Here is a 21,744-nt window from a genome sequence, read left to right on the forward strand (position 1 = left end):
GATGGCACGACTGTAACAAGGAAGGGAAATGCGATGCGCTACGTATTCTGCTACGGGACCCTGAGAGCGGGCGAGATCAACGACATCGGCCGGGCGGCCGCGCGGCACGGCATCGCGGCGCCGACGCTGATCGGCGCCGTGGCGGTGGCGGGGCGGCTGTACGATTTCGGCAATTATCCGGGGATGGTCGCCGAGAGCGGCCGCGATCTCGTCTGGGGCGACGTCTACGCGATCGACGAGCAACTCGTGCCGGTGCTCGACGAGATCGAGGCGGTCTATCCGGGCATCGAGGGGCTGTTCGTGCAGCAGCAGGCGTTGGTCGAGCTCGGCGGGCGGCGGTACGATTGCCTGTACTATCCGGTCGTCGCGCATTCGATCGCGGACCGGCCGCGGATCGAGTCGGGCGATTGGGTGCAGTATCGCCGAGCGCGCGCCGCGTGACGCTGCGTCGCATGTGCGATCTGCGGCTGCGACGTGTGGCGGCGACCGTCGTGCGCGAGCGTGGCGGCGTGCGAAATCTGGCCGCGGACGTCGGATGCGCGACCGTCGATGGCCGACGACGGCCGGCTTCGAACGAGGAAGCGCGGCCGGCGAGCGCCGACGCCGCCTATGGCGCCCGATAGGGAACGCAAGGGCCGCCGTCGAGCCGGGAGTCCAAAGTTCTAGCGGCAAGAGGACGGGAACAAAAATCCAAACCGACGTCCAACGCTGAACGCTGAACGCTGAACGCTGAACACGCTGAACGCTGAACGCTGAACGCTGAACGCTGAACGCTGAACGCTGAACGCTGAACGCTGAACGCTGAACGCTGAACGCTGAACGCTGAACGACAAAAGGCGCCCACAGGGCGCCTTTCGCATTTCCGGCTCAGGCGACGCGAGCATCCAGGTTCGTGAGTCGCGCCGCGAATCATGCGAGGCGCGGCGGCGCATCACATACGACGCGCGGCCGCCCCCGTTCGCTCAGATTTCTTCGTAGAGCGGCAGCGTCAGGAACTCGGTGAAGTTCTCCGACGTCGACATCTGCTCGAAGATCACCGCGGCGCGATCGTAAGGCGCCGTGTCGCCGCCGACCACTTGCTTCACGTTCTCGAGCTCGGCCTTCGCGTACTCGCGCACGAGCTCGGCCGTAACCTTGCGGCCGTCGTCGAGCACGCCCTTCGGCGAGCGAATCCACTGCCAGACTTGCGAGCGCGAAATCTCGGCCGTCGCCGCGTCTTCCATCAGGTTGTGGATCGGCACGCAGCCGTTGCCCGCGAGCCACGAGCCGAGGTAGTGAATGCCGACGTTGACGTTGTTGCGCAGGCCCGCTTCGGTGATCGGCGCTTCCGGCTGGAAGTCGAGCAGGTTCTTGCCTTCGATCTGCACGTCGTCGCGCTGCTTGCCGATCTGGTTCGGCTTGTCGCCGAGCACCTTGACGAACTCTTCCATCGCGAGCGACACGAGGCCCGGGTGCGCGACCCAGCCGCCGTCGTAGCCGTCGGTCGCGTCGCGCTGCTTGTCAGCGCGCACGCCGCCCATCGCCTTGTCGTTCGCTTCCGGATCGTTCTTGATCGGGATCAGCGCGCTCATCCCGCCGATCGCCGGCGCGTTGCGCTTGTGGCAGGTCTTCAGCAGCAGCAGCGCGTAGGCGCGCATGAACGGCACCGTCATCGTGATCTTCGCGCGGTCGGCGAGGCAGAAATCGCGGTCGTTCTTGAACTTCTTGATCGCGGAGAAGATGTAGTCCCAGCGGCCGGCGTTCAGGCCCGAGCTGTGCTCGCGCAGTTCGTACAGGATCTCGTCCATCTCGAACGCGGCGAGGATCGTCTCGATCAGCACGGTCGCGCGGATCGTGCCGCGCGGGATGCCGACCTGTTCCTGCGCGGCGACGAAGATGTCGTTCCAGAGACGCGCCTCGAGATGGCTTTCCATCTTCGGCAGATAGAAATACGGGCCCGAGCCGCGCGCGATGAGTTCCTTCGCGTTGTGGAACAGGAACAGGGCGAAATCGAAGATGCCGCCCGACACGCGCTCGCCGTCGACCGTCACGTGCTTCTCGTCGAGGTGCCAGCCGCGCGGACGCACGATCAGCGTCGCGATCTTGTCGTTGAGCTTGTACGACTTGCCGTTCTGCTCGAGCGAGATCGTGCGGCGCACCGCGTCCTTCAGGTTGATCTGGCCGTCGATCTGGTTCGTCCAGCTCGGCGCGTTCGAATCCTCGAAGTCCGTCATGTACGAATCCGCGCCCGAGTTCAGCGCGTTGATGATCATCTTGCGCTCGACGGGGCCCGTGATCTCGACGCGGCGGCACTGCAAGTCCGCCGGCAGCGGCGCGACCTTCCAGTCGCCTTCGCGGATCGCTTGCGTCTCGGCGAGGAAGTCGGGGCGCTCGCCGGCGTCGAGGCGCTTCGTGCGTTCGACGCGCGCGGCCAGCAGCTCGCGGCGGCGCGGCGCGAACTGGCGGTGCAGCTTCGCGACGAGCTCGAGCGCGTCGGGCGCGAGAATCGCTTCGTAACCGGGCTTGATCTCGCCCGAGATCGCCATGCCTTGCGGCAGCTTCAGCGTCGTGGTCATCGGTTTTCTCCTTGGTCGGTCAGTTACGCAGTGGTGCAATTGCATGAAATGGGGCCGCGCGACGCGTCAGGCGGCGGGCGTCGGGCGCGCGCGGCCGGCCGTTTTCGCGGCGGCGGGCGGCGCATCCAGAAAGGCGAGCAGGTCGGCCATGCCGGCGCCCGTGCCCGCGGGCGGCGAGTCGAGTTCCTCGAACGGCGCGCCCGTGCGGTTCAGCCAGAAGGTCCGGTAGCCGAACCAGCCGGCGCCCGCGACGTCCCAGCCGTTCGACGACACGAACGCGATGTCGGCGGGCGCCGCGTCGAACGCCGTCGCGCCGAGTGCGTACGCGGCGGGCGACGGCTTGTACGCGCGCGCCGTGTCGACCGACAACACGCGGTCGAACAGGCCGCTCATCCCGGCGCTCTTGATCGCGATGTCGAGCATCTGCGGATTGCCGTTCGACAGGATCGCGAGCTTCGGCGGCGTCTTGCGCGCACGCAGCGCGCGCAGCGTCGGCACCGTGTCGGGATACGTCGACAGGCACGCATATTCGTCCATCAGCCGCTTCTCGGCGGCCGCAGGCAGCGCGAGGCCGAGCGCGCGCGCGGCGAAGCGCAGCGCGTCGAGCGTCAGGTCCCAGAACGGCCGGTAGCGCGCGCCCGCCGGATCGGCGAGCGTGCGCAACTGCGAGTATTCGATCTGCTTGCGCCGCCAGAGCTGCGACAGCGGCTCGCCGCGCCCCGGAAACATCTGTTCCGCCGCGGCGACGACCGCGTGCACGTCGAACAGCGTGCCGTACGCGTCGAAGAGGATCGCCTTCGGGAAGGCGGGCGGGATGCCGGGCATGACGTTGCGCTCCACGATCAGAGGTCGAAATCGATTCTATTAGTGATGGCTTGAACTAAAAAAGACAGTAATCATCACTTGATTTTTTACTTTTCGATATCTAATCTGGAGCGATTTCATGTTCAACGGAGCGGACGGCTCGCGCCGCCCGCGCACGGGATGGATCGCTTCAAACAGATCGAAACGTTCGCCGCGGTCGCCGCGAAGGGCAGCCTGTCGGCGGCCGCGCACGCTGAAGGGGTCGCGCCCGCGATCATCGGCCGCCGGCTCGACGCGCTCGAGGAGCGGCTCGGCGTGAAGCTGCTCGTACGCACGACGCGCAAGCTCACGTTGACGTTCGAAGGCTCCGCGTTCCTCGAGGATTGCCAGCGGATCATCAACGACATGCAGAACGCCGAGGCGAGCGTGTCCGCGGGCGGCGTGAAGGCGAGCGGGCACCTGCGCGTGTCGGCGCCCGCGGGCTTCGGCCGGCGGCACGTCGCGCCGCTCGTGCCGGCGTTCACCGATGCGCATCCGGACGTATCGGTCACGCTCGATCTGTCCGACCGAATGGTCGACCTCGTCAACGAGGGCTTCGATTGCGCGGTACGCCTGGGCGAGCTGCCCGATTCGTCGCTCGTGTCGCTCAAGCTCGGCGAGAACCGCCGCGTGTGCGTCGCGTCGCCCGCGTATCTCGCGCGCGCGGGCATGCCGGCGACGCTCGCCGATCTCGCGCGCCACCGCTGCCTCGCGCTCGCGGCGAACGCGAACCAGCAGCGCGGCTGGACGTTCGTCGACGAAGGCAAGATCGTGTCGATCCGCGTGTCGGGCCCGATGGAGTGCACGGACGGCGCGGTGCTGCACGAATGGTGCCTCGACGGGCACGGCCTCGCGTGGCGCTCGTGGTGGGAGGTCGGCGCCGACATCGCGGCGGGCCGGCTGGTGAGCGTGCTCGACGCGTTCGCCGCGCCGCCGATCGGCATTCACGCGGTGTTCCCGCAGCGCCGGCATCTGCCGCTCAGGGTCCGGCTCTTTCTCGATTTCCTGAAGCACACGTACGAGCGGCCCGGCTACTGGGGGTGACGCCGGTGCGGCGGCGCGGGCCTTCGCCGCGCGCGCGGGGCGTTCGCGCACCACTTCGGCATGCGCTGCGCACGCACAATTCGCGCCCGGCTGCGCGCGTTTCCGATATGAGGGCGAACCCTCTAGCGCGTGCGGCGGTGCGATTTCGCGCACTACAATCGAATCACGCAGCGTCCGCACGGGCCGCCCGGCATCGGCCGGCCGTCGCGGGTACGCCCGCGCCCGGACGCGCCGCAGTTGCCGACGGAGCTCGCCATGTTCAAGCACATCCTGGTTCCGACCGACGGGTCCGATCTGTCGAAGAAAGCGATCGACGGCGCGATCGATCTCGCGCAGGCGGTCGGCGCGCGGGTGACGGCCTACGCGTGCCTGCCGCAGTATCCGTACTCGCCGTTTTCCGAAGTCGTGATCGAACCGCCCGCCGATTTCCGCGAGCGCAGCGAGCGCGAGGCGCGCGCGCATCTGGCCGACGTCGAGGCCGCCGCGCGGCGCGCGGGCGTCGCGTGCGAATCGACGACGAGCGTGCATCCGTCGCCGTATCTCGGCATCATCGAAGCCGCCGAGCGGGGCGGCTGCGACGTGATTTTCATGGCGTCGCACGGCAGGCGCGGGCTCGGCAGCCTGCTGATCGGCAGCGAGACGCAGCGCGTGCTGACCCATACGAAGATTCCCGTGATCGTCTATCGATAGCGTGTCGCGTGTAGCCCGACGAACGGCCGCGACGCGCCAGCCGAGAAAAAAATACGCGCGCCGGGCAGGGACCGGCGCGCTTCAATGTCGGCGACGTCGCGAGACGCCGCGCACCCTCGGGCAGGCATGGCGCAACCATGCGCGCGGCGGGTGAGTTCTCCCTGATATGGTCTTGGTCTTGCCGGATGCGCGCCGCGGCGGCTCGTGGCCGCGCGCGGCGCGCCTGCGCCCGTCGGAGCTCAGGCGACTTTCTGGCCGTCGAAGAACTGTTCGTCTTCCGTCGAGCCATGCAGCGCGGTCGTCGACGCTTCGCGCTCGACCGTCTGCGTCACTGCGTCGAAGTAGCCGGTGCCCACTTCGCGCTGGTGCTTGACCGCGGTGAAGCCCTTGTCGGCCGCCGCGAACTCGGCTTGCTGCAGTTCGACGAACGCGCTCATCTGCGTGCGGGCATAGCCGTGCGCGAGGTTGAACATCGAGTAGTTCAGCGCGTGGAAGCCGGCGAGCGTGATGAACTGGAACTTGTAGCCCATCGCGCCGAGCTCCTTCTGGAACTTCGCGATCGTCGCGTCGTCGAGGTTCTTCTTCCAGTTGAACGACGGCGAGCAGTTGTACGACAGCATCTTGCCCGGGAACTGCTTGTGGATCGCTTCCGCGAACTTCTTCGCGTACTCGAGATCCGGCTTGCCCGTTTCGCACCAGATCAGATCGGCGTACGGCGCGTACGCGAGACCGCGCGAGATCGCCTGCTCGAGGCCCGGCTTCGTGCGGAAGAAGCCTTCGACCGTGCGCTCGCCCGTCAGGAACGGCTTGTCGTTGTCGTCGACGTCGGACGTGATGAGGTCGGCCGCTTCGGCGTCGGTGCGGGCAACCAGCACGGTCGGCGTGCCCATCACGTCGGCCGCGAGACGTGCCGCCGACAGCTTCGCGACCGCTTCGCGGGTCGGCACGAGCACCTTGCCGCCCATGTGGCCGCACTTCTTCACCGAGGCGAGCTGGTCTTCGAAGTGAACGCCCGACGCGCCCGCCTCGATCATCGCCTTCATCAGTTCGAACGCGTTCAGCACGCCGCCGAAGCCGGCTTCCGCGTCAGCGACGATCGGCGCGAAGAAGTCGACGTAGCCTTCGTCGCCCGGGTTCTTGCCTTCCGACCACTGGATCTGGTCGGCGCGCGTGAGCGTATTGTTGATGCGCTTGACGACGAGCGGCACCGAGTTCGCCGGATACAGCGATTGGTCCGGGTACATTTCGCCCGCGACGTTCGCGTCGCCCGCGACTTGCCAGCCCGACAGGTAGATGGCCTTGAGGCCGGCCTTCACCTGCTGCATCGCCTGGTTGCCCGTCAGCGCGCCGAGCGCGTTGACGAACGGTTCGTTGTTGATGAGGGTCCAGAGCTTTTCCGCGCCGCGCTTCGCGAGCGTGTGCTCCTGCTGGATCGAGCCGCGCAGGCGCACGACGTCTTCAGCCGTGAATGCGCGCTTGATGCCCTTCCAGCGCGGATCGGTTTCCCATTGCTTTTGCAGTTCCTGAGCCTGTTGTTGACGCGACATGATGCGTGCTCCTTGAGTGGTCGTTGCCTGAAGAGAAGAAATCGGCGATTCGCGAAACGAGCGGTGCGGTGCGGTTCGAATTCGGCGCTTCGGTTCGTGAAGTCTTGTATAAGAGTCTAGGCAAATCGACTGCGTCGAAACAGGGGCTTTTTCACGAAGCTGTAAAAAATTTATTCTATAAAAATCAGTTGCTTATCTGTTTAATTTCTTATTGCGGAATGCGGTTTCCCATGCTGCAATGGCTTCGGTTGTGCCACGCAACATGATTTTTTACGACGCAAAAGATTTTTTCGTATCGTGAAATCTCGGGCGCAAACAAAAACCGGCGCGAATGCGCCGGTTTTCGAGGGGGAGGGGCGCGGACACGTTCGCGTCGCGAACGCGCCCGCAGGCAGCCGCTTACGCCGCCGAATTGCCGCGCCGCGGGCCGCCGCGCTGGCCATCGCCGCGGCGTGCGCCGTAGCCGTCGCGATTGCCGCCCGGCTTGCCGCTCCAGCCGCCGGAGCCCGAGCGGCCGTTGCCTTGGCCCGGCTTGCCACCGAACCGGCGGCCGCCGGTTCCGCCCGGACGGCCGCGGCCGTTACCGCGGTCGTTGCGCGGCGGCGGCGCCTTGCGCGGCTCGAAGCCTTCGATCACGTTCACCGGCAGCGGCGCGCGCACGAAGCGCTCGATGCGCTTCAACGCACCTTGCTCGGCGTGATGCACGAGGCTCACCGCGATGCCCGAGCGGCCCGCGCGGCCCGTGCGGCCGATCCGGTGCACGTAGTCCTCGGCGAACTTCGGCAGGTCGTAGTTGAACACGTGCGTGATGCCGGGAATGTCGATCCCGCGCGCGGCGACGTCGGTCGCCACGAGCACGCGCACGCGGCGCTCGCGCAGCGCGCGGATCGTGCGGTTGCGCGCGCCCTGCGGCAGATCGCCGTGCAGCGCGGCCGACTGGAAGCCGGCGTCGGCGAGGCGGCCGGCCAGCTGGTCGGCGTCGATCTTCGTCGCGGTGAAGATGATCGCCTGGTCGAGCGCGACGTCGCGCAGCAGGTGGTCGAGCAGGCGATCCTTGTGATCGCGGTCGTCGACGTAGTGCACGGTCTGCGCGATGTTCGAGCTCGATTCGATCTTCTGCGTGATCTCGATACGTTCCGGGTCCTTCAGCAGGCGGTTCGTGAGCGAGCCGATCTTGCCGTCGAGCGTCGCCGAGAACAGCATCGTCTGGCGCGACTCGGGCGTTGCGGCGACGATCGTGTCGATGTCGTCGATGAAGCCCATGTCGAGCATGCGGTCGGCCTCGTCGAGCACGAGCATCTTCAGTTCGGACAAATCGATGCGGCCGCGCTCGAGGTGGTCGAGGAGGCGCCCCGGCGTCGCGACGAGGATCTCGGGGTTCTTCGCGAGCAGCATCAGTTGCTGGCCGTACGCGACGCCGCCGAGGATGCTGACCGTGCGCAGACGGCGCAGGTGCTTGCCGTACGTCGACGCGGCCGTGGTCACCTGCATCGCGAGCTCGCGCGTCGGCGTGAGGACGAGCAGGCCGGGGCGCGCGACGGGCTGCGGGCGGCGGCTGCGGCGCTCGCCCGGCTGCCCTTCGCGCGGCGCGCGTGGCTGCTGCCCCTGCGCCTTTTGCAACTGCGCGAAGCGCTCGATCGCGGGCAGCATGAACGCCGCCGTCTTGCCCGAGCCAGTCGGGCTCGACACGAGGAGGTCGCGGCCTGCGATGCCGGCCGGAATCGCGCGCTGCTGCACGGGCGTCGGCTTCACGTAGCCGGCCGCCTGCAGCGCGGAGACGATTTCCGGCGACAGGCCGAGCGACGCGAACGTCGGTTCGTCCGAAGCCGCCTCGCTGCGGTCGCCGTCGGCCGTCTGCGGCGCGGCGGCGGGAAGGCTGAGCGCCTGATCGGCGATCGCGTTGAGCGGGCTGAGGGGGTTGCTCGAAGTCATGTCAATCCTTGAAACACAGTGGGTCGAACGCCGCGCCAATCGCGCATACCCAAGTCGACGGATTCATCGAGCAAATCGGGAAACGTGGCGATTGTCCGCATGTCGTGGACGTGCGGACAACAATTTCGTTAGAAGCTGTTTTTGGGTGCGGCGCGTATCGGATACGCATGCCGCCAGCCTGAGACTTGACAGCCCGCAAGGGGCTACGCAGGAAGGGACAGGTTCTAAACTGGATTGGAGCGAAACGCTATGGAACGCTGGCGATGAGGGCTGCTGGCATCGGGCTGGCAAAGCCGCTCGTCGCGACGCGCAGTGCGCATTGTACAGTGATTTGCTGCGCTGCGCCACCGTCGATTGCGCCCGGGGCGGGCGCGGCGGGCGGCGCCGATGACGGTTTGCGCGGCCGGCGCGAACCGGCCGCGCGGCGTGCGCGCTCAGGACGCGGTGCCGTTCTTCAGCGACTCGACGAGTTCGATGTACTGCTTCTTGGCATCGTCCTGCGCCGTGCCCTTCAGCGCTTCCCACGCGTCGTACTTGTACTTGCCGACGATGTCGGTGAAGCCCGGCTTGTCGCCGTGCGCGTCGCCGTCGGTCGCCTGCTTGAAGAGCGCGTAGAGGCGCAGCAGCGTCAGGTTGCCGGGACGCTCGGTCAGCTGCTTCACGTCGATCTGCGCTTGCTCGAATTGGGCGGTGATGTCGCTCATGGGTGTCTCCGTAAGGTTTCCAGGCTGGCTTTTCCAGGCCGACGATCTTAGCAAGCGAGGGCGGGCGGCGGGTCGAGCGTTCCTTCCAAACCGATTCGCGCACGGCAAGCGCGTGCGAATCGGACGGGATCGCCCGTGCGGGCGGGGCGCCGCATTACAATGTCGGCCATGACGCAAACAGTGCTCCTCGCCATCGACACGTCGACCGAGTTTTGCTCGGTCGCGCTCCTCGTCGCGGCCGGCCAGACCGCCGATGCCGCTTCCATCCGAACCTGGGTTCGCCACGAGCGCACGGGCGCCGTGTCGAGCACGCGCGTGCTGCCCGCCGTGCGCGAAGTGCTCGACGAAGCGGGTCTCGCGTTCGCCGATTGCAACGCGATCGCGTTCGGCGCGGGACCCGGCTCGTTCACCGGGCTGCGCACCGCCACCGGCGTCGCGCAGGGGCTCGCGTTCGGCCGCGCGCTGCCCGTCGTGCCGGTCGGCACGCTCGTCGCGTGCGCGCAGGCCGCGCGCCTGAACGCAGGCGACGCCGCGGGCCGCGTGACGCGCGTGCTCGCCGCGCTCGACGCGCGAATGGACGAAGTCTATTGGGCCGATTACGCGTGGGACGACGCGGCGGGCGATTGGCGCGAAGTCGCGCCGGCGACGCTCGCGGCGCCCGCCGACGTGCGCGTGCCCGACGCGCCGTTCGTGCTCGCCGGCAACGCGGTGCAGGCGTTCGGCGATCGCCTGCCCGCCTGCGCGCGCGCGCAGGCGATCGATCCGGATGCGCTGCCGCACGCGCTGCCGATCGCGCACGTCGCGCTGCGCGCGTACCGCGCGGGACGTGTCGTGCCCGCCGATCGCGCGGCGCCCGAGTACGTGCGCGACAAGGTCGCGCAGACCACCGCCGAGCGGCTCGCGGCGCGCGCGGACGGAGGCGGCCGATGAGCGGCGTGCTGATGACCGACCGCTATCTATCGCCGATGACGGATGCGGATCTCGACGAAGTCGTCGAGATCGAGCGCGCCGCGTACGAATTTCCGTGGTCGCGCGGCAACTTCGAGGATTCGCTGCGCAACGGCTATTTCGGCGTCTGCATGCGGCACGTGACGGGCGCGCTCGTCGGCTATTGCGTGCTGATGCCCGTCGTCGACGAAATGCATCTGCTGAATCTGTGCGTCGCGCCCGCCGCGCAGCGCTCGGGCGCCGGCCTCGCGCTGCTGCGCGAGGCGGTGCGGATCGCGTGCGCCGAGCGGCTCGACGGCGTGCTGCTGGAAGTGCGGCCGTCGAATCCGCGCGCGATTCATCTGTATGAGCGCTTCGGTTTCGTGTCGGTCGGGCGGCGCAGGAACTACTATCCGGCGAAGCACCGGAGCCGGGAGGACGCGATTGTGATGCGTCTTGCATTGACGAAGGAGGGAGGCGCGCATGGCGTTGGCTGAAGCGGCGCTCGAAGAGCTGGGGCTCGCGCCCGCGTGGGTGCGGCGCGGGATCGCGCGCGCCGAGGGCGCGCAGCAGGATGTGGCGGGCGCGGCGCGGGAAACCGCTGGCGCGGCGGCCGCGGAGGGAGCGCGGGCCGTGTCGCCGGATGCGGCGCGCGAGCCCGCGCGTCGCATCGCGCGCGTCAGCGCGACGGAAGGCGAAGGTGTGCGCGGCGGAGCGGAATCGGCGGCGGTGGCGGCGAACGAGGCGGCGCATGCGACGGAGCGTGCCGAAGACGCCGAGTCGATCGAGCCCGCTGCGATTGCGCACGGCCGTGCAACGCATGCGCCGCGAGCAGCCGATGTGCGCGCGCAAGCGCGGCGGACGGCGGCCGAATCCGGCATGCCGGCGGCGAATGCGCCGTCCGGGACGCGCGCGCGGGACGTGCAAGGCGAGCAAGGCTCGACGATCGCGAGCGCGGCGCCGTCGGCCGAGCCGCCCGTCGCGGGCGGCGAGCGTCGCGTGGCGAAGAGCGACGGCGCCGCGGATGCCGCGGCATTCGCGCGCGCCGCAGGCGCATCGCGCGACGCGGCAGATCCGGCGCGCGCGTCGACCGCGCCGGCCGCTCGAACCGGTGGCGACGTCGACGCAGCCGGCCCCGACGACGACATGTCGTGGTTCGATCTCGAGCCGGTGCTCGAGCCCGTGCCGCCGGACGCCGCCGCCGCTGCGGGGCCCGCCGTCGCGGCGACGTCGGTCGCCGAGCTCGGCTGGGACGCGCTGCGCGCGCGGGTCGCCGACTGCCAGCGCTGCCGCCTCTGCGAGAAGCGCACGAACACGGTGTTCGGCGTCGGCGACGAGAGCGCCGACTGGATGCTCGTCGGCGAAGCGCCCGGCGAGAACGAGGACAAGCAGGGCGAGCCGTTCGTCGGCCAGGCGGGCAAGCTGCTCGACAACATGCTGCGCGCGCTCGAGCTCAAGCGCGGCGAGAACGTCTACATCGCGAACGTGATCAAGTGCCGCCCGCCCGGCAACCGCAATCCGGAGCCGGACGAGGTCGCGCGCTGCGAGCCGTATCTTCAGCGGCAGGTCGCGCTCGTGAAGCCGAGGCTGATCGTCGCGCTCGGCCGCTTCGCCGCGCAGACGCTTCTCAAGACCGACGCGAGCATCGCCTCGATGCGCGGGCGCGTGCACCAGTACGAAGGCGTGCCCGTGATCGTCACGTACCATCCGGCGTATTTGCTGCGCAGCCTGCAGGACAAGGCGAAGGCCTGGTCCGATCTGTGTCTCGCGCACGATACCTACCGGAACGCCGCGCCCGCCGCCGATCCGCAATGAACGCCGCGGCGTCGCCCGTGCCGCTCGGCGCGCTGCGCGACGCCGCCGTGCGCGACCTCGCGTGGCTGCTGTCGAGCGCGAGTCTGCTCGCGCCGTCGGCGGGCGCGCCGCTTGCCCGGCCGTGGGCGAGCGTCGCGGATGCGGCGCAGACGGCCGCGTGGCTCGTCGCGCTCGACGCGCAGCCCGCGCCGCTGCACGACACGCTCGCGCACGCGCGGCCCGTTCGTCTCGGCCGCTATGCCGAATGCCTGCTCGGCTTTTTTGTCGAGCATGCGCCGTCGCTCGTTCTCGTCGCCGCGAATCTGCCGCTGCGCCGCAACGGCCGCACGCTCGGCGAGTGCGACTTCCTGATCGAAACCGCGCGTGGCGAGCGCCTGCACTGGGAGCTCGCGGTCAAGTGCTATCTGTGCGTCGCGGAGGCGGGCGCCGCGTCGCTCGCCGAGTTCGTCGGACCGAATCTCGCCGACCGCTTCGATCTGAAACGCGCGCGGCTCGTCGATCATCAATTGCGGCTGACGGCGCGCGACGAGTTCGCGTCGCTCGGCTACGCGGGGCCGTGGCTCGCGCAGATGCTCGTGAAAGGGTGGCTCTTCTATCGCGCAGGCGACGGGCACGACGGCGGCGCGATCGTCGATCCGCCTGAGGTCGACGCCGACCATCCGCGCGGGTTCTGGGTCACGCGCGACGCGTGGCCGGCGTTCGCCGATGCGCAGCGGCAGGGTGCCGCGTGGATGGCGCTGCCGCGTCTCGCGTGGCTTGCGCCGCGCGCGATCGACGATGCGGCGGCGAGGCGAGGGCCCGGCGCGCTCGTTTCGGCCGATGCGGTTTTCGCCGAGGTTGCCGGGCAGCCGGGGCCGTCGCTCGTCGCTGCGCTCACGCGCGGCGACGACGGGACGTGGCACGAAACCGCGCGCGGCTTCATCGTGCCCGACGGTTGGCCGCAGCGGGCGGCGGCGTTTGCCGCGAGTTGACGCGCGGCGCGGCTTTTCGCCGGCTCACCACCACCGATGGAAATGATGCACGGGCCCGACGCCGTGCCCGACGTCGAGTCGCCCGCTCGCGCCGATCGCGCCCGTCAGATAGACCTTCGCGTCGGCGATCGCGTCCGCGAGCGTCGGGCGTTGCGGCAGCAGCGCGGCGATCGCCGCCGACAGCGTGCACCCCGTGCCGTGCGTGTTCGCGACCGGCAGCCGCTCGCCGGCGAAGCGTTGCGCGCCGCCCGCGTGAATCAGCCAATCCGGGCTTTCGTGCAAGGCGCCGAGGTGGCCGCCCTTCATCAGCACCGCCTTCGCGCCGCGCGCGACGAGCGCCTCGCCCTGGCGCACCATCTCGTCCTCGGTCGTCGCGGCCGCGACGCCGAGCAGCTCGGCCGCCTCCGGCAGGTTCGGCGTGACGAGGCCGGCGAGCGGCAGCAATTCGTCGCGCAGCGCGGCGACCGCGTCGGGCGCGAGCAGCGCGTGCGAACTCTTCGAGATCATCACCGTGTCGAGCACGACGTGGCGCGGCGCGTAGCGCGCGAGCGCCGCGGCGACCGCGCGCACGATCGACGCGTTCGCGAGCATGCCGATCTTCACCGCGTCGATGCGGATGTCGTCGAACACGGCGTCGAGCTGCGCGGCGACGAAGCTCGCGTCGGGCGCATGCACGCCCGTCACGCCGCGCGTGTTCTGCGCGGTGAGCGCGGTGATCACGCTCGCGCCGTACGCGCCGAGCGCGGAGAACGTCTTCAGATCGGCCTGGATGCCTGCGCCGCCGCCGGAGTCGGAGCCGGCGATCGTGAGCGCGTTGGGAATCGGTCGGGTCATGAGCGGGAGGCGTCGATGAAAAACGCGGGCGGATGGAGGGGGCGGCGCGACGAGGGCGCGCCGGCGCCGCGCCTCAGTGTTTCGATTCGCCGATGAGGGCGACCGAATCGAAGCGGCGCTGGTTCGCGAGGTGCAGCCGCATCACGAGCCACATCGTCAGGCACACGAACGTGCCGAACAGCACGATCACGATGCCGACCGGCACGTCGAGCCACACGAGCGCCGCGTACAAGCAGAGCATCACGAGCACGGACAGGTTCTCGTTGAAGTTCTGCACCGCGATCGAATGGCCGGCCGACAGCAGCACGTGGCCGCGATGCTGAAGCAGCGCGTTCATCGGGACGACGAAGAATCCCGACAGCGCGCCGACGAACATCAGGAACACGTATGCGACGAGCAGATAGACGGGCAAGTGCATGCGCCCGATGGCCAGCGCCCAGTGCGCGGGGAACAGGTCGCGCGTGTAGAACGCCATCAGCATCACCGCGATGCCCATCACGATGCCGACGGGCAGCACGGTCAGCGACTTGCGCAGCGGAATCCGGCTCGCCGCGATCATCGCGCCCGCCGCGACGCCGAGCGCGACGACCGCCTGCAGGATCGCGCCTTCGGACAGCGACATGCCGAGCGATACCTCCGCCCACTTGAGGACGATGAACTGCAGCGTCGCGCCCGCGCCCCAGAACAGCGTCGTGACGGCGAGCGAGATCTGGCCGAGCTTGTCGTGCCAGAGCGTCATGAAACAATCGGCGAAATCGGTGACGAGCTTGAGCGGGCCGTGCTGCTGCTTCGGATAGCGTGCGCCCGTGTCGGGAATGCGCAGGTTGAAGAGCGCCGCCGTCACGTAGATCGCCATGATGACGAGCATCGCCGCCTCGGCGGGCGTGTTGATCGAAGGGGGCGTGTGCGCGATCACGTGCGACGCGATCTTCGGGCTGATGAGCGCGCCGCCCAGCACCGTGCCGAGGATGATCGAGCCGACCGTCGTGCCCTCGATCCAGCCGTTCGCGGCGACGAGCCGCTCGGGCGGCAGGAGCTCGGTCAGAATGCCGTACTTCGCGGGCGAATAGGCGGCCGCGCCGAAGCCGACGATCCCGTATGCGACGAGCGGATGCGCGCCGAACAGCATGATGAGGCAGCCGACGACCTTGATCGAATTGGTGATGAACATCACGTGCCCTTTCGGGCGCGAGTCGGCGAACGCGCCGACGAAGGCGGCGAGCACCACGTACGACAGGACGAAGAACAGCTTCAGGAGCGGTATCATCCAGTTCGGCGCGTGGAGGTCTTTCAGCAGAGCGATTGCGGCGATGAGAAGAGCGCTGTCGGCCAACGACGAGAAAAACTGCGCGGCCATGATGGAGTAAAAACCTTTTTTCATCTGAAGCGATGCTTTCCTCGCGGCGGCTCGGCCGCGCGGGCCGTGCAATCGGACTTATTCCGTTCGAAATGGGTTGTGCGCACGGCTTTATATCACGAAAATACGTCAATTCGGACTTGCCAGATTCCCCGATCGTTCCGCGCATTCCCGGCGTCGCGCCCAAAAGGCGCGATAAGCTGATGATTCGCAAGCGTCTTTACTGATATTTCCTATGCCGCGCCCGATTTCCGCCACGATCCACACCGCCGCTTTGGCGAACAATCTCACTGTCGTGCGTCGCCACGCCGCCAAGTCGAAGGTCTGGGCGATCGTCAAGGCGAACGCGTACGGGCACGGCCTCGCGCGGGTCTTTCCCGGGCTGCGCGGCACCGACGGCTTCGGCCTTCTCGATCTCGACGAGGCCGTGAAGCTGCGCGAGCTCGGCTGGGCGGGCCCGATCCTGTTGCTCGAGGGCTTCTTCCGATCGACCGACATCGACGTGATCGACCGCTACAGCCTGACGACCGCGGTGCACAACGACGAGCAGATGCGCATGCTCGAGACGGCGCGGCTGTCGAAGCCCGTCAACGTGCAGCTGAAGATGAACAGCGGGATGAACCGCCTCGGCTACACGCCGGAGAAGTTCCGCGCCGCGTGGGAGCGCGCCCGCGCGTGCCCCGGCATCGGCCAGATCACGTTAATGACCCATTTTTCCGACGCCGACGGCGCACGCGGCGTCGCCGACCAGGTGGCTACGTTCGAGCGCGGCGCGGAAGGCATCGCCGGCACGCGCAGCCTCGCGAACTCGGCCGCCGTGCTCTGGCACCCGTCGACGCACTTCGACTGGGTGCGGCCCGGCATCATGCTGTACGGCGCGTCGCCGTCCGGGCGCTCGGCGGACCTCGCCGACAAGGGCCTGAAGCCGACGATGACGCTCGCGTCCGAGCTGATCGCCGTGCAGACGCTCGCGAAAGGGCAAACGGTCGGCTACGGCTCCGTGTTCGCCGCCGAGGGCACGCTGCGGATCGGCGTCGTCGCGTGCGGCTATGCGGACGGCTATCCGCGGATCGCGCCGGAGGGCACGCCCGTCGTCGTCGACGGCGTGCGCACGCGGATCGTCGGCCGCGTGTCGATGGATATGCTGACCGTCGATCTCACCCCGGTGCCGCAGGCGGGCGTCGGCTCGCGCGTCGAGCTCTGGGGCGAGACGCTGCCGATCGACGACGTCGCCGCGCAATGCGGGACGGTCGGCTACGAGCTGATGTGCGCGGTCGCGCCGCGCGTGCCGGTGCGTGCCGAATAAGGGCGGCGCGCGCATGGCCAAGCAGAAAACGGTATTCGTCTGCACCGAGTGCGGCGGGCAGGCGCCGAAGTGGCAGGGGCAATGCCCGTCGTGCCACGCGTGGAACACGCTCGTCGAATCGGTCGAGAGCTCGCCGTCCGCGCACCGTTTCCAGTCGCTCGCGAAACAGGCGCCGGTGCAGCGGCTCGCGGACATCGAGGCGGCCGACGTGCCGCGCTTCTCGACCGGGATCGGCGAATTCGACCGGGTGCTGGGCGGCGGGCTTGTCGCGGGCGGCGTCGTGCTGATCGGCGGCGATCCGGGGATCGGCAAGTCGACGCTGCTGCTGCAGTCGCTCGCGCAGATCGCGAGCGAGCGGCCGGCGCTCTATATCAGCGGCGAGGAATCGGGCGCGCAGATCGCGCTGCGCGCGCAGCGGCTCGCGCTTCTCGACGGCGGCGCGAGCGCGGCCGATCTGAAGCTGCTCGCCGAGATCCAGCTCGAGAAGATTCAGGCGACGATCGACGCCGAGCGGCCCGACGTGGCCGTTATCGATTCGATTCAGACGATCTATTCGGAGGCGCTCACGTCCGCGCCCGGCTCGGTCGCGCAGGTGCGCGAATGCGCGGCGCAATTGACGCGCATCGCGAAACAATCGGGCACCGCGATCATCATGGTCGGGCACGTGACGAAGGAGGGCAACCTCGCGGGCCCGCGCGTGCTCGAGCACATCGTCGACACCGTGCTGTACTTCGAGGGCGACACGCATTCGTCGTTCCGGCTCGTGCGCGCGTTCAAGAACCGCTTCGGCGCGGTCAACGAGCTCGGCGTGTTCGCGATGACCGAGCGCGGGCTGCGCGGCGTCGCGAATCCGTCGGCGCTGTTCCTGTCGCAGCACACGGAGGTCGTGCCGGGCTCGTGCGTGCTCGTCACGCAAGAGGGCACGCGGCCGCTCCTCGTCGAGGTGCAGGCGCTCGTCGACACCGCGAACGTGCCCAATCCGCGCCGGCTCGCGGTCGGCCTCGAGCAGAACCGGCTCGCGATGCTGCTCGCCGTGCTGCACCGGCATGCGGGCATCGGGTGTTTCGACCAGGACGTGTTCCTCAACGCGGTCGGCGGCGTCAAGATCACCGAGCCGGCCGCCGATCTCGCGGTGCTGCTCGCGATTCATTCGTCGATGCGTAACAAACCGTTGCCAAAGGGTCTGATCGTATTCGGCGAAGTGGGGCTCGCGGGCGAGATCCGGCCGTCGCCGCGCGGGCAGGAACGCCTGCGCGAGGCAGCGAAGCTCGGCTTCACGACCGCGCTGATTCCGAAGGCGAACGCGCCGAAACAGCCGATCGACGGGCTTCGCGTGCATGCGGTCGAGCGCATCGAGCAGGCGATCGATCAGATCCGCGTGCTCGAATGAGCGCGGCGATCGGCTCGCGCTTCGCTCGCGCGTTGCGGCGCCGCGCCTTTCGCGAGCCGATCAGGGGCGTAAAACCATGTAACGTTTTGGTACGCTGATGTAACCCTTTTGCAGCCTGTTTTTTTCTATGCTTGCCCGGGTTGTCTGCCGCATGACGCGGAAAAGGGAAGCGTGTTGAAACGATCTCATCAAACCAGTGCGCAAAAGCGCACGTACAACGTGCGGGGTTGCCGCGTGTCCGAGCCGATCGGCGCGCCGTGGGGCGGCGGTTGCCGGATCGTCGAATGGATCGGCGGGGACGGGCGGATCGCCCGCCGTGTCGCCGCCGTCAACGTGACCGAGGCGGAAGTCTACGCGATGATCCGCCGGCCGCTCGAAGGCCGCCGCCATCTGATGGGCGACGACGAGCAGATGCCGCGCGACACGCTGCCGCGGCGCTGATTTCAGAATGCGGGGCGGCGGCGCGATCCGATATCGGCGTGCCGCCGCTCGCGTTACCCGATCTTCTCGAGTTCGTCATGCGCGCCGAGCCAGTCGGCTTCGAGCGCGTCGAGGCGACCGTTGACGTCGCCGAGCTTGCGGATCGCGTCGGTGAGACGCGTTTTCCGATCGGCCTCGTAGCTCGCCGGATCGGCGACGAACGCGTCGAGCGCCGACTTCTCGGCCTGCAACTGCTCCATTTCCTTTTCGATCTTCGCGATGCGCGTTTGCAGCGGCCTCTTCAAGTGCGAAAGCCGCTGGCGCGCTTCGGCTTCCTGCCGTTTCTGATCCCTGCGGTTTGCCGCGGACGCGCCGCCGTTGCCGTCGCTCGCCGGGCCGGATTCGCCCTTCGCCGCCGCGCGCTGGTCCGCCGCGTGCTGCAGCAGCCAGTCGCGGTAATCGTCGAGATCGCCGTCGAACGGCTGAAGCCGGTGCTTCGCGACGAGCATGAACTGGTCGGTCGTTGCGCGCAGCAGGTGGCGGTCGTGCGACACGAGGATCAGCGTGCCTTCGAATTGCGCGAGCGCCATCGTGAGCGCGTGGCGCGTCTCGAGATCGAGGTGGTTCGTCGGCTCGTCGAGGAGCAGCAGGTTCGGCTTTTGCCAGATGATGAGCGCGAGCGCGAGCCGGGCTTTCTCGCCGCCCGAGAACGGCTCGATCGGAGCGGTCGCCATGTCGCCTGAGAAATTGAAGCCGCCGAGGAAATCGCGCAGTTCCTGCTCGCGCGAGTCGGGCGCGAGACGCGCGAGATGCGCGAGCGCGGAATCGTCCGGGCGCAGCGTCTCGAGCTGATGCTGCGCGAAATAGCCGATCGTGAGGCCCTTGCCGGTGCGCACGTCGCCCGACAGCGGCGCGAGCGTGCCCGCGAGCGTCTTGATGAGCGTCGACTTGCCCTGGCCGTTCGCGCCGAGCAGGCCGATCCGCTGGCCGTTCTGGATCGACAGCGCGACGCGCTCGACGATCGGAATCTCGCCGTCGTCGTCCGCGCGATAGCCGCAGCGCACGCCTTCCATCACGAGCATCGGGTTCGGCGCGGAGTCGGGCGTGCGGAACTCGAACGTGAACGGCGACGCGACGTGCGCGGGCGCGATCAGCTCCATCTTCTCGAGCGCCTTCATCCGGCTTTGCGCCTGCTTGGCTTTCGTCGCCTTCGCCTTGAAGCGGTTGATGAAGCTCTGCAGGTGTTCGATCGTCTTCTGCTGCTTCTCGTAGGCGCTTTGCTGCAAGTCGAGCTGCTGCGCGCGCAGCACTTCGAATTGTGAATAATTGCCGCCGTAGCGCTTCACCTGGCGATTCTCCAGATGCAGCGTCACGTTGCAGACTGAATCGAGGAACTCGCGGTCGTGCGAGATGACGACGAGCGTGCCCGGATAGCGATGCAGCCAGTCCTCGAGCCAGACGATCGCGTCGAGATCCAGGTGGTTCGTCGGTTCGTCGAGGAGCAGCAGATCCGAGCGGCACATCAGCGCCTGCGCGAGATTGAGGCGCATCCGCCAGCCGCCCGAGAAGCTCGCGACGGGCTCGCGCGTTTGCGCGAGCGTGAAGCCCAGCCCGAGCAGCAGCGCTTGCGCGCGCGCGGGCGCGGTGTAGCCGTCGGCGTCGGCAAACGCCGCGTGCGCGTCGGCTTCGGCCGCGCCGTCATGCGCGGCGGACGCCTGCGCGATGCGCGCCTCGATCGCGCGCAGCGCGGCGTCGCCGTCGAGCGTGTAGTCGAGCGCGCTGCGATCGACGGCGGGCGTTTCCTGCGATACGTGCGCGATGCGCCACGACGGCGGCATCGCGAAGTCGCCCGCATCCGCGTGCAGCTCGTCGCGCAGCACCGCGAAGAGCGTCGATTTGCCGGCGCCGTTCGCGCCGACGAGGCCCGCCTTCTCGCCGGGATTCAGCGTGAACGAGGTCGCGTCGAAGAGCGGCTTCGTGCCGCGGGCGAGGCTGAACTGATTGAAACGGATCACGGCGAAAAATACTGGGGAAAAGCGCTATTCTAGACTGCGCGCCGCGCAGGGGGGATCGTCCGGACGGCAGAGTGTGCGCACGGCGCCGAATTCGCCTAGACTTTCGCGGACGGCACAGCCATATCAAAACAGGGAGGAACGAGCCAATGTCGGAACTTTATTCATTCAGCGCGCAGGCGCTTTCGGGCGGAGACGTGTCGCTCGAGCAATACCGGGGCAAGGTGCTCCTCATCGTCAACACGGCGAGCGAATGTGGATTCACGCCGCAGTACGCGGGGCTGCAGCAGCTGTACGACCGCTTTCGCGAGCGCGGGCTTGTCGTGCTCGGCTTTCCGTGCAACCAGTTCGGCAAGCAGGAGCCGGGCGACGCGTCGCAGATCGGCGCGTTTTGCGAGAAGAATTTCGGCGTCACGTTCCCGATGTTCGCGAAAATCGACGTGAATGGCGCGAGCGCGCATCCGCTGTACCGCTACCTGACCGAGGAAGCGCCCGGCATTCTGGGCCTGAAGGCGATCAAGTGGAATTTCACGAAGTTTCTCGTGAATCGCGAAGGCGAAATCGTGAAGCGTTATGCGCCGTCGACGAAGCCCGACGATATCGCCGAGGACGTCGAGAAGCAGCTCTGAGCGAAGCGGTATTGCGGCGCGTGCCCGAATCGGGCGCGCGCGGCCGATCCGGCGGGCGATTCCGGGCCGGCTGCGCTCTTCGGGCGGCGGCGTGAGATGCGCGGCGTTCGGGCGGCGCGCGGGACACGCGTATTTTCCGTTGCCGCGTCGGGCGCACCGTGCAACGTCCCGTCACGCCGCGTTCGATCGTGTCGTATTCGTCCGCCGCGATGTGGCGGAGCGGGGCAACGTTCCTGCGACGAAACATACGTTTGGCCGTTGCGGATCGAACGGCCGCAGGTGCGGCGCGACGCAGGCGCATTGCCGCAGACGCACTGACCGTATGCCACCGGCGCACGCATGCCGGCGGATACGAACGAACCGCCGTACACGCGCCGACACCCATTCGTCGCGCGCCGAACGGCTAGGCCAGCACCTCCTTCCATTCCTGAAGCGTCCAGCCGCTCACGACGCCGCCCGTCACGAAGGGATCGCCGCTCACGAATTCCTCGGCGGCGTCGCGGCTCGTGAAGATGCCGAGCGCGCCTTGCGCGGGATCGGCGAACGGCCCGGCCATCAGCAGCACGCCGCGCGCGTGGAATTCGCGTAGCCGCGCGACGTGCGCGGGGCCGAGCTCGACGGCTTTCGCGAGGCCGTCCGGCGCCGTCTGATAGAACATCACGCATTTCATCGGCAAGTCTCCGTCTTCGTTCGAACGGACGCGCTTCGATGCCTTCGGCACCTTCGGCGCCCACGGCGCGCGGCGTTCGCGTGCGCGCCTTGCCTTGC

20 protein-coding genes are annotated in these 21,744 nt (G+C 68.4%); 11 read left to right on the forward strand and 9 right to left on the reverse strand.

Annotation, left to right across the window (positions count from 1 at the left end; all coding sequences use genetic code 11):
* The first annotated feature begins 33 nt into the window (after nt 1-33).
* A complete protein-coding gene (locus tag WS78_RS07235) occupies nt 34-441 on the forward strand; it encodes a gamma-glutamylcyclotransferase family protein (RefSeq protein WP_038753487.1) in 408 nt (135 codons plus the stop codon).
* 521 nt (nt 442-962) lie between these two features.
* Here WS78_RS07235 and aceB read toward each other — a convergent pair.
* Entirely contained in the window at nt 963-2,555 is a 1,593-nt protein-coding gene (gene aceB, locus WS78_RS07250; protein WP_059574496.1) for a malate synthase A, read from the reverse strand.
* Between the two features lie 66 nt (nt 2,556-2,621).
* Entirely contained in the window at nt 2,622-3,401 is a 780-nt protein-coding gene (locus WS78_RS07255) for a haloacid dehalogenase type II (RefSeq protein WP_197419408.1), read from the reverse strand.
* Between the two features lie 138 nt (nt 3,402-3,539).
* On the opposite strand from WS78_RS07255, the gene WS78_RS07260 reads away from it, so the two are divergent.
* Together WS78_RS07260 and WS78_RS07265 are read left to right on the forward strand one after the other, a co-directional pair.
* Entirely contained in the window at nt 3,540-4,442 is a 903-nt protein-coding gene (locus tag WS78_RS07260) for a LysR family transcriptional regulator (protein WP_059574498.1), read from the forward strand.
* A 255-nt stretch (nt 4,443-4,697) separates the two neighbouring features.
* Nucleotides 4,698-5,132, forward strand: a complete 435-nt coding sequence (locus WS78_RS07265; protein ID WP_059574580.1) for a universal stress protein — start codon at nt 4,698-4,700, stop codon at nt 5,130-5,132.
* A gap of 239 nt (nt 5,133-5,371) precedes the next feature.
* Here the strand turns inward: WS78_RS07265 and aceA are convergent, their stop codons facing one another.
* From aceA to WS78_RS07285, 3 genes are all read right to left on the reverse strand, one after another.
* Nucleotides 5,372-6,679, reverse strand: coding sequence for an isocitrate lyase (gene aceA / locus WS78_RS07270; RefSeq protein WP_038744944.1), 1,308 nt, complete (start codon nt 6,677-6,679; stop codon nt 5,372-5,374).
* 399 nt (nt 6,680-7,078) lie between these two features.
* Complete coding sequence (locus tag WS78_RS07275; protein WP_059574500.1) at nt 7,079-8,611, reverse strand: DEAD/DEAH box helicase; 1,533 nt, start codon at nt 8,609-8,611, stop codon at nt 7,079-7,081.
* Between the two features lie 434 nt (nt 8,612-9,045).
* Nucleotides 9,046-9,315, reverse strand: a complete 270-nt coding sequence (locus tag WS78_RS07285; protein WP_038744946.1) for an acyl-CoA-binding protein — start codon at nt 9,313-9,315, stop codon at nt 9,046-9,048.
* Nucleotides 9,316-9,483: 168 nt separating this feature from the next.
* On the opposite strand from WS78_RS07285, the gene tsaB reads away from it, so the two are divergent.
* The 4 genes from tsaB to WS78_RS07305 are packed head-to-tail and all read left to right on the forward strand — an operon-like array spanning nt 9,484 to nt 13,028.
* Complete coding sequence (tsaB, locus tag WS78_RS07290; protein WP_226377218.1) at nt 9,484-10,245, forward strand: tRNA (adenosine(37)-N6)-threonylcarbamoyltransferase complex dimerization subunit type 1 TsaB; 762 nt, start codon at nt 9,484-9,486, stop codon at nt 10,243-10,245.
* Nucleotides 10,242-10,739 (forward strand): ribosomal protein S18-alanine N-acetyltransferase, encoded by a 498-nt coding sequence (rimI, locus tag WS78_RS07295; RefSeq protein WP_038744948.1) that lies wholly within the window; start codon nt 10,242-10,244, stop codon nt 10,737-10,739. Before tsaB ends, rimI begins: the two co-directional genes overlap by 4 nt.
* Nucleotides 10,726-12,057, forward strand: a complete 1,332-nt coding sequence (locus WS78_RS35645) for a uracil-DNA glycosylase (RefSeq protein WP_059574505.1) — start codon at nt 10,726-10,728, stop codon at nt 12,055-12,057. The genes rimI and WS78_RS35645 overlap by 14 nt, the downstream gene beginning before the upstream one ends.
* Entirely contained in the window at nt 12,054-13,028 is a 975-nt protein-coding gene (locus tag WS78_RS07305; RefSeq protein ID WP_059574507.1) for a DUF1853 family protein, read from the forward strand. Before WS78_RS35645 ends, WS78_RS07305 begins: the two co-directional genes overlap by 4 nt.
* A gap of 24 nt (nt 13,029-13,052) precedes the next feature.
* On the opposite strand, the gene thiD is transcribed toward WS78_RS07305, so the two are convergent.
* Both thiD and lplT read right to left on the reverse strand, forming a co-directional pair.
* Entirely contained in the window at nt 13,053-13,862 is an 810-nt protein-coding gene (gene thiD / locus WS78_RS07310) for a bifunctional hydroxymethylpyrimidine kinase/phosphomethylpyrimidine kinase (RefSeq protein ID WP_038744951.1), read from the reverse strand.
* A gap of 73 nt (nt 13,863-13,935) precedes the next feature.
* On the reverse strand, nt 13,936-15,243 hold the full coding sequence (lplT, locus tag WS78_RS07315; protein ID WP_038744952.1) for a lysophospholipid transporter LplT: 1,308 nt from the start codon (nt 15,241-15,243) through the stop codon (nt 13,936-13,938).
* A gap of 211 nt (nt 15,244-15,454) precedes the next feature.
* Here lplT and alr point away from each other — a divergent pair, with 211 nt between their 5' ends.
* From alr to WS78_RS07335, 3 genes are all read left to right on the forward strand, one after another.
* A complete protein-coding gene (alr, locus tag WS78_RS07325) occupies nt 15,455-16,525 on the forward strand; it encodes an alanine racemase (RefSeq protein WP_038744953.1) in 1,071 nt (356 codons plus the stop codon).
* Nucleotides 16,526-16,538: 13 nt separating this feature from the next.
* A complete protein-coding gene (gene radA / locus WS78_RS07330; RefSeq protein WP_038744954.1) occupies nt 16,539-17,915 on the forward strand; it encodes a DNA repair protein RadA in 1,377 nt (458 codons plus the stop codon).
* Nucleotides 17,916-18,089: 174 nt separating this feature from the next.
* A complete protein-coding gene (locus WS78_RS07335; RefSeq protein ID WP_038744955.1) occupies nt 18,090-18,356 on the forward strand; it encodes a DUF2866 domain-containing protein in 267 nt (88 codons plus the stop codon).
* Nucleotides 18,357-18,409: 53 nt separating this feature from the next.
* On the opposite strand, the gene WS78_RS07340 is transcribed toward WS78_RS07335, so the two are convergent.
* A complete protein-coding gene (locus WS78_RS07340; protein WP_038744956.1) occupies nt 18,410-20,350 on the reverse strand; it encodes an ATP-binding cassette domain-containing protein in 1,941 nt (646 codons plus the stop codon).
* A 146-nt stretch (nt 20,351-20,496) separates the two neighbouring features.
* Here WS78_RS07340 and WS78_RS07345 point away from each other — a divergent pair, with 146 nt between their 5' ends.
* Entirely contained in the window at nt 20,497-20,976 is a 480-nt protein-coding gene (locus WS78_RS07345; RefSeq protein WP_038744957.1) for a glutathione peroxidase, read from the forward strand.
* 403 nt (nt 20,977-21,379) lie between these two features.
* Here WS78_RS07345 and WS78_RS07350 read toward each other — a convergent pair whose 3' ends face one another.
* Entirely contained in the window at nt 21,380-21,646 is a 267-nt protein-coding gene (locus WS78_RS07350) for a YciI family protein (RefSeq protein ID WP_059574582.1), read from the reverse strand.
* Nucleotides 21,647-21,744: the final 98 nt, after the last annotated feature.

Source organism: Burkholderia savannae (assembly GCF_001524445.2).
Classification (GTDB): Bacteria; Pseudomonadota; Gammaproteobacteria; order Burkholderiales; family Burkholderiaceae; genus Burkholderia; species Burkholderia savannae.

Excerpts from the sequence above, each read along its gene's own strand:
- WS78_RS07235 (WP_038753487.1), top strand. The coding sequence starts at position 34 with ATGCGCTACGTATTCTGCTACGGGACCCTGAGAGCGGGCGAGATCAAC.
- aceB (WP_059574496.1), bottom strand. The coding sequence starts at position 2,555 with ATGACCACGACGCTGAAGCTGCCGCAAGGCATGGCGATCTCGGGCGAG.
- WS78_RS07260 (WP_059574498.1), top strand. The coding sequence starts at position 3,540 with ATGGATCGCTTCAAACAGATCGAAACGTTCGCCGCGGTCGCCGCGAAG.
- WS78_RS07265 (WP_059574580.1), top strand. The coding sequence starts at position 4,698 with ATGTTCAAGCACATCCTGGTTCCGACCGACGGGTCCGATCTGTCGAAG.
- aceA (WP_038744944.1), bottom strand. The coding sequence starts at position 6,679 with ATGTCGCGTCAACAACAGGCTCAGGAACTGCAAAAGCAATGGGAAACC.
- WS78_RS07275 (WP_059574500.1), bottom strand. The coding sequence starts at position 8,611 with ATGACTTCGAGCAACCCCCTCAGCCCGCTCAACGCGATCGCCGATCAG.
- WS78_RS07285 (WP_038744946.1), bottom strand. The coding sequence starts at position 9,315 with ATGAGCGACATCACCGCCCAATTCGAGCAAGCGCAGATCGACGTGAAG.
- tsaB (WP_226377218.1), top strand. The coding sequence starts at position 9,484 with ATGACGCAAACAGTGCTCCTCGCCATCGACACGTCGACCGAGTTTTGC.
- rimI (WP_038744948.1), top strand. The coding sequence starts at position 10,242 with ATGAGCGGCGTGCTGATGACCGACCGCTATCTATCGCCGATGACGGAT.
- WS78_RS35645 (WP_059574505.1), top strand. The coding sequence starts at position 10,726 with ATGGCGTTGGCTGAAGCGGCGCTCGAAGAGCTGGGGCTCGCGCCCGCG.
- WS78_RS07305 (WP_059574507.1), top strand. The coding sequence starts at position 12,054 with ATGAACGCCGCGGCGTCGCCCGTGCCGCTCGGCGCGCTGCGCGACGCC.
- thiD (WP_038744951.1), bottom strand. The coding sequence starts at position 13,862 with ATGACCCGACCGATTCCCAACGCGCTCACGATCGCCGGCTCCGACTCC.
- lplT (WP_038744952.1), bottom strand. The coding sequence starts at position 15,243 with ATGAAAAAAGGTTTTTACTCCATCATGGCCGCGCAGTTTTTCTCGTCG.
- alr (WP_038744953.1), top strand. The coding sequence starts at position 15,455 with ATGCCGCGCCCGATTTCCGCCACGATCCACACCGCCGCTTTGGCGAAC.
- radA (WP_038744954.1), top strand. The coding sequence starts at position 16,539 with ATGGCCAAGCAGAAAACGGTATTCGTCTGCACCGAGTGCGGCGGGCAG.
- WS78_RS07345 (WP_038744957.1), top strand. The coding sequence starts at position 20,497 with ATGTCGGAACTTTATTCATTCAGCGCGCAGGCGCTTTCGGGCGGAGAC.
- WS78_RS07350 (WP_059574582.1), bottom strand. The coding sequence starts at position 21,646 with ATGAAATGCGTGATGTTCTATCAGACGGCGCCGGACGGCCTCGCGAAA.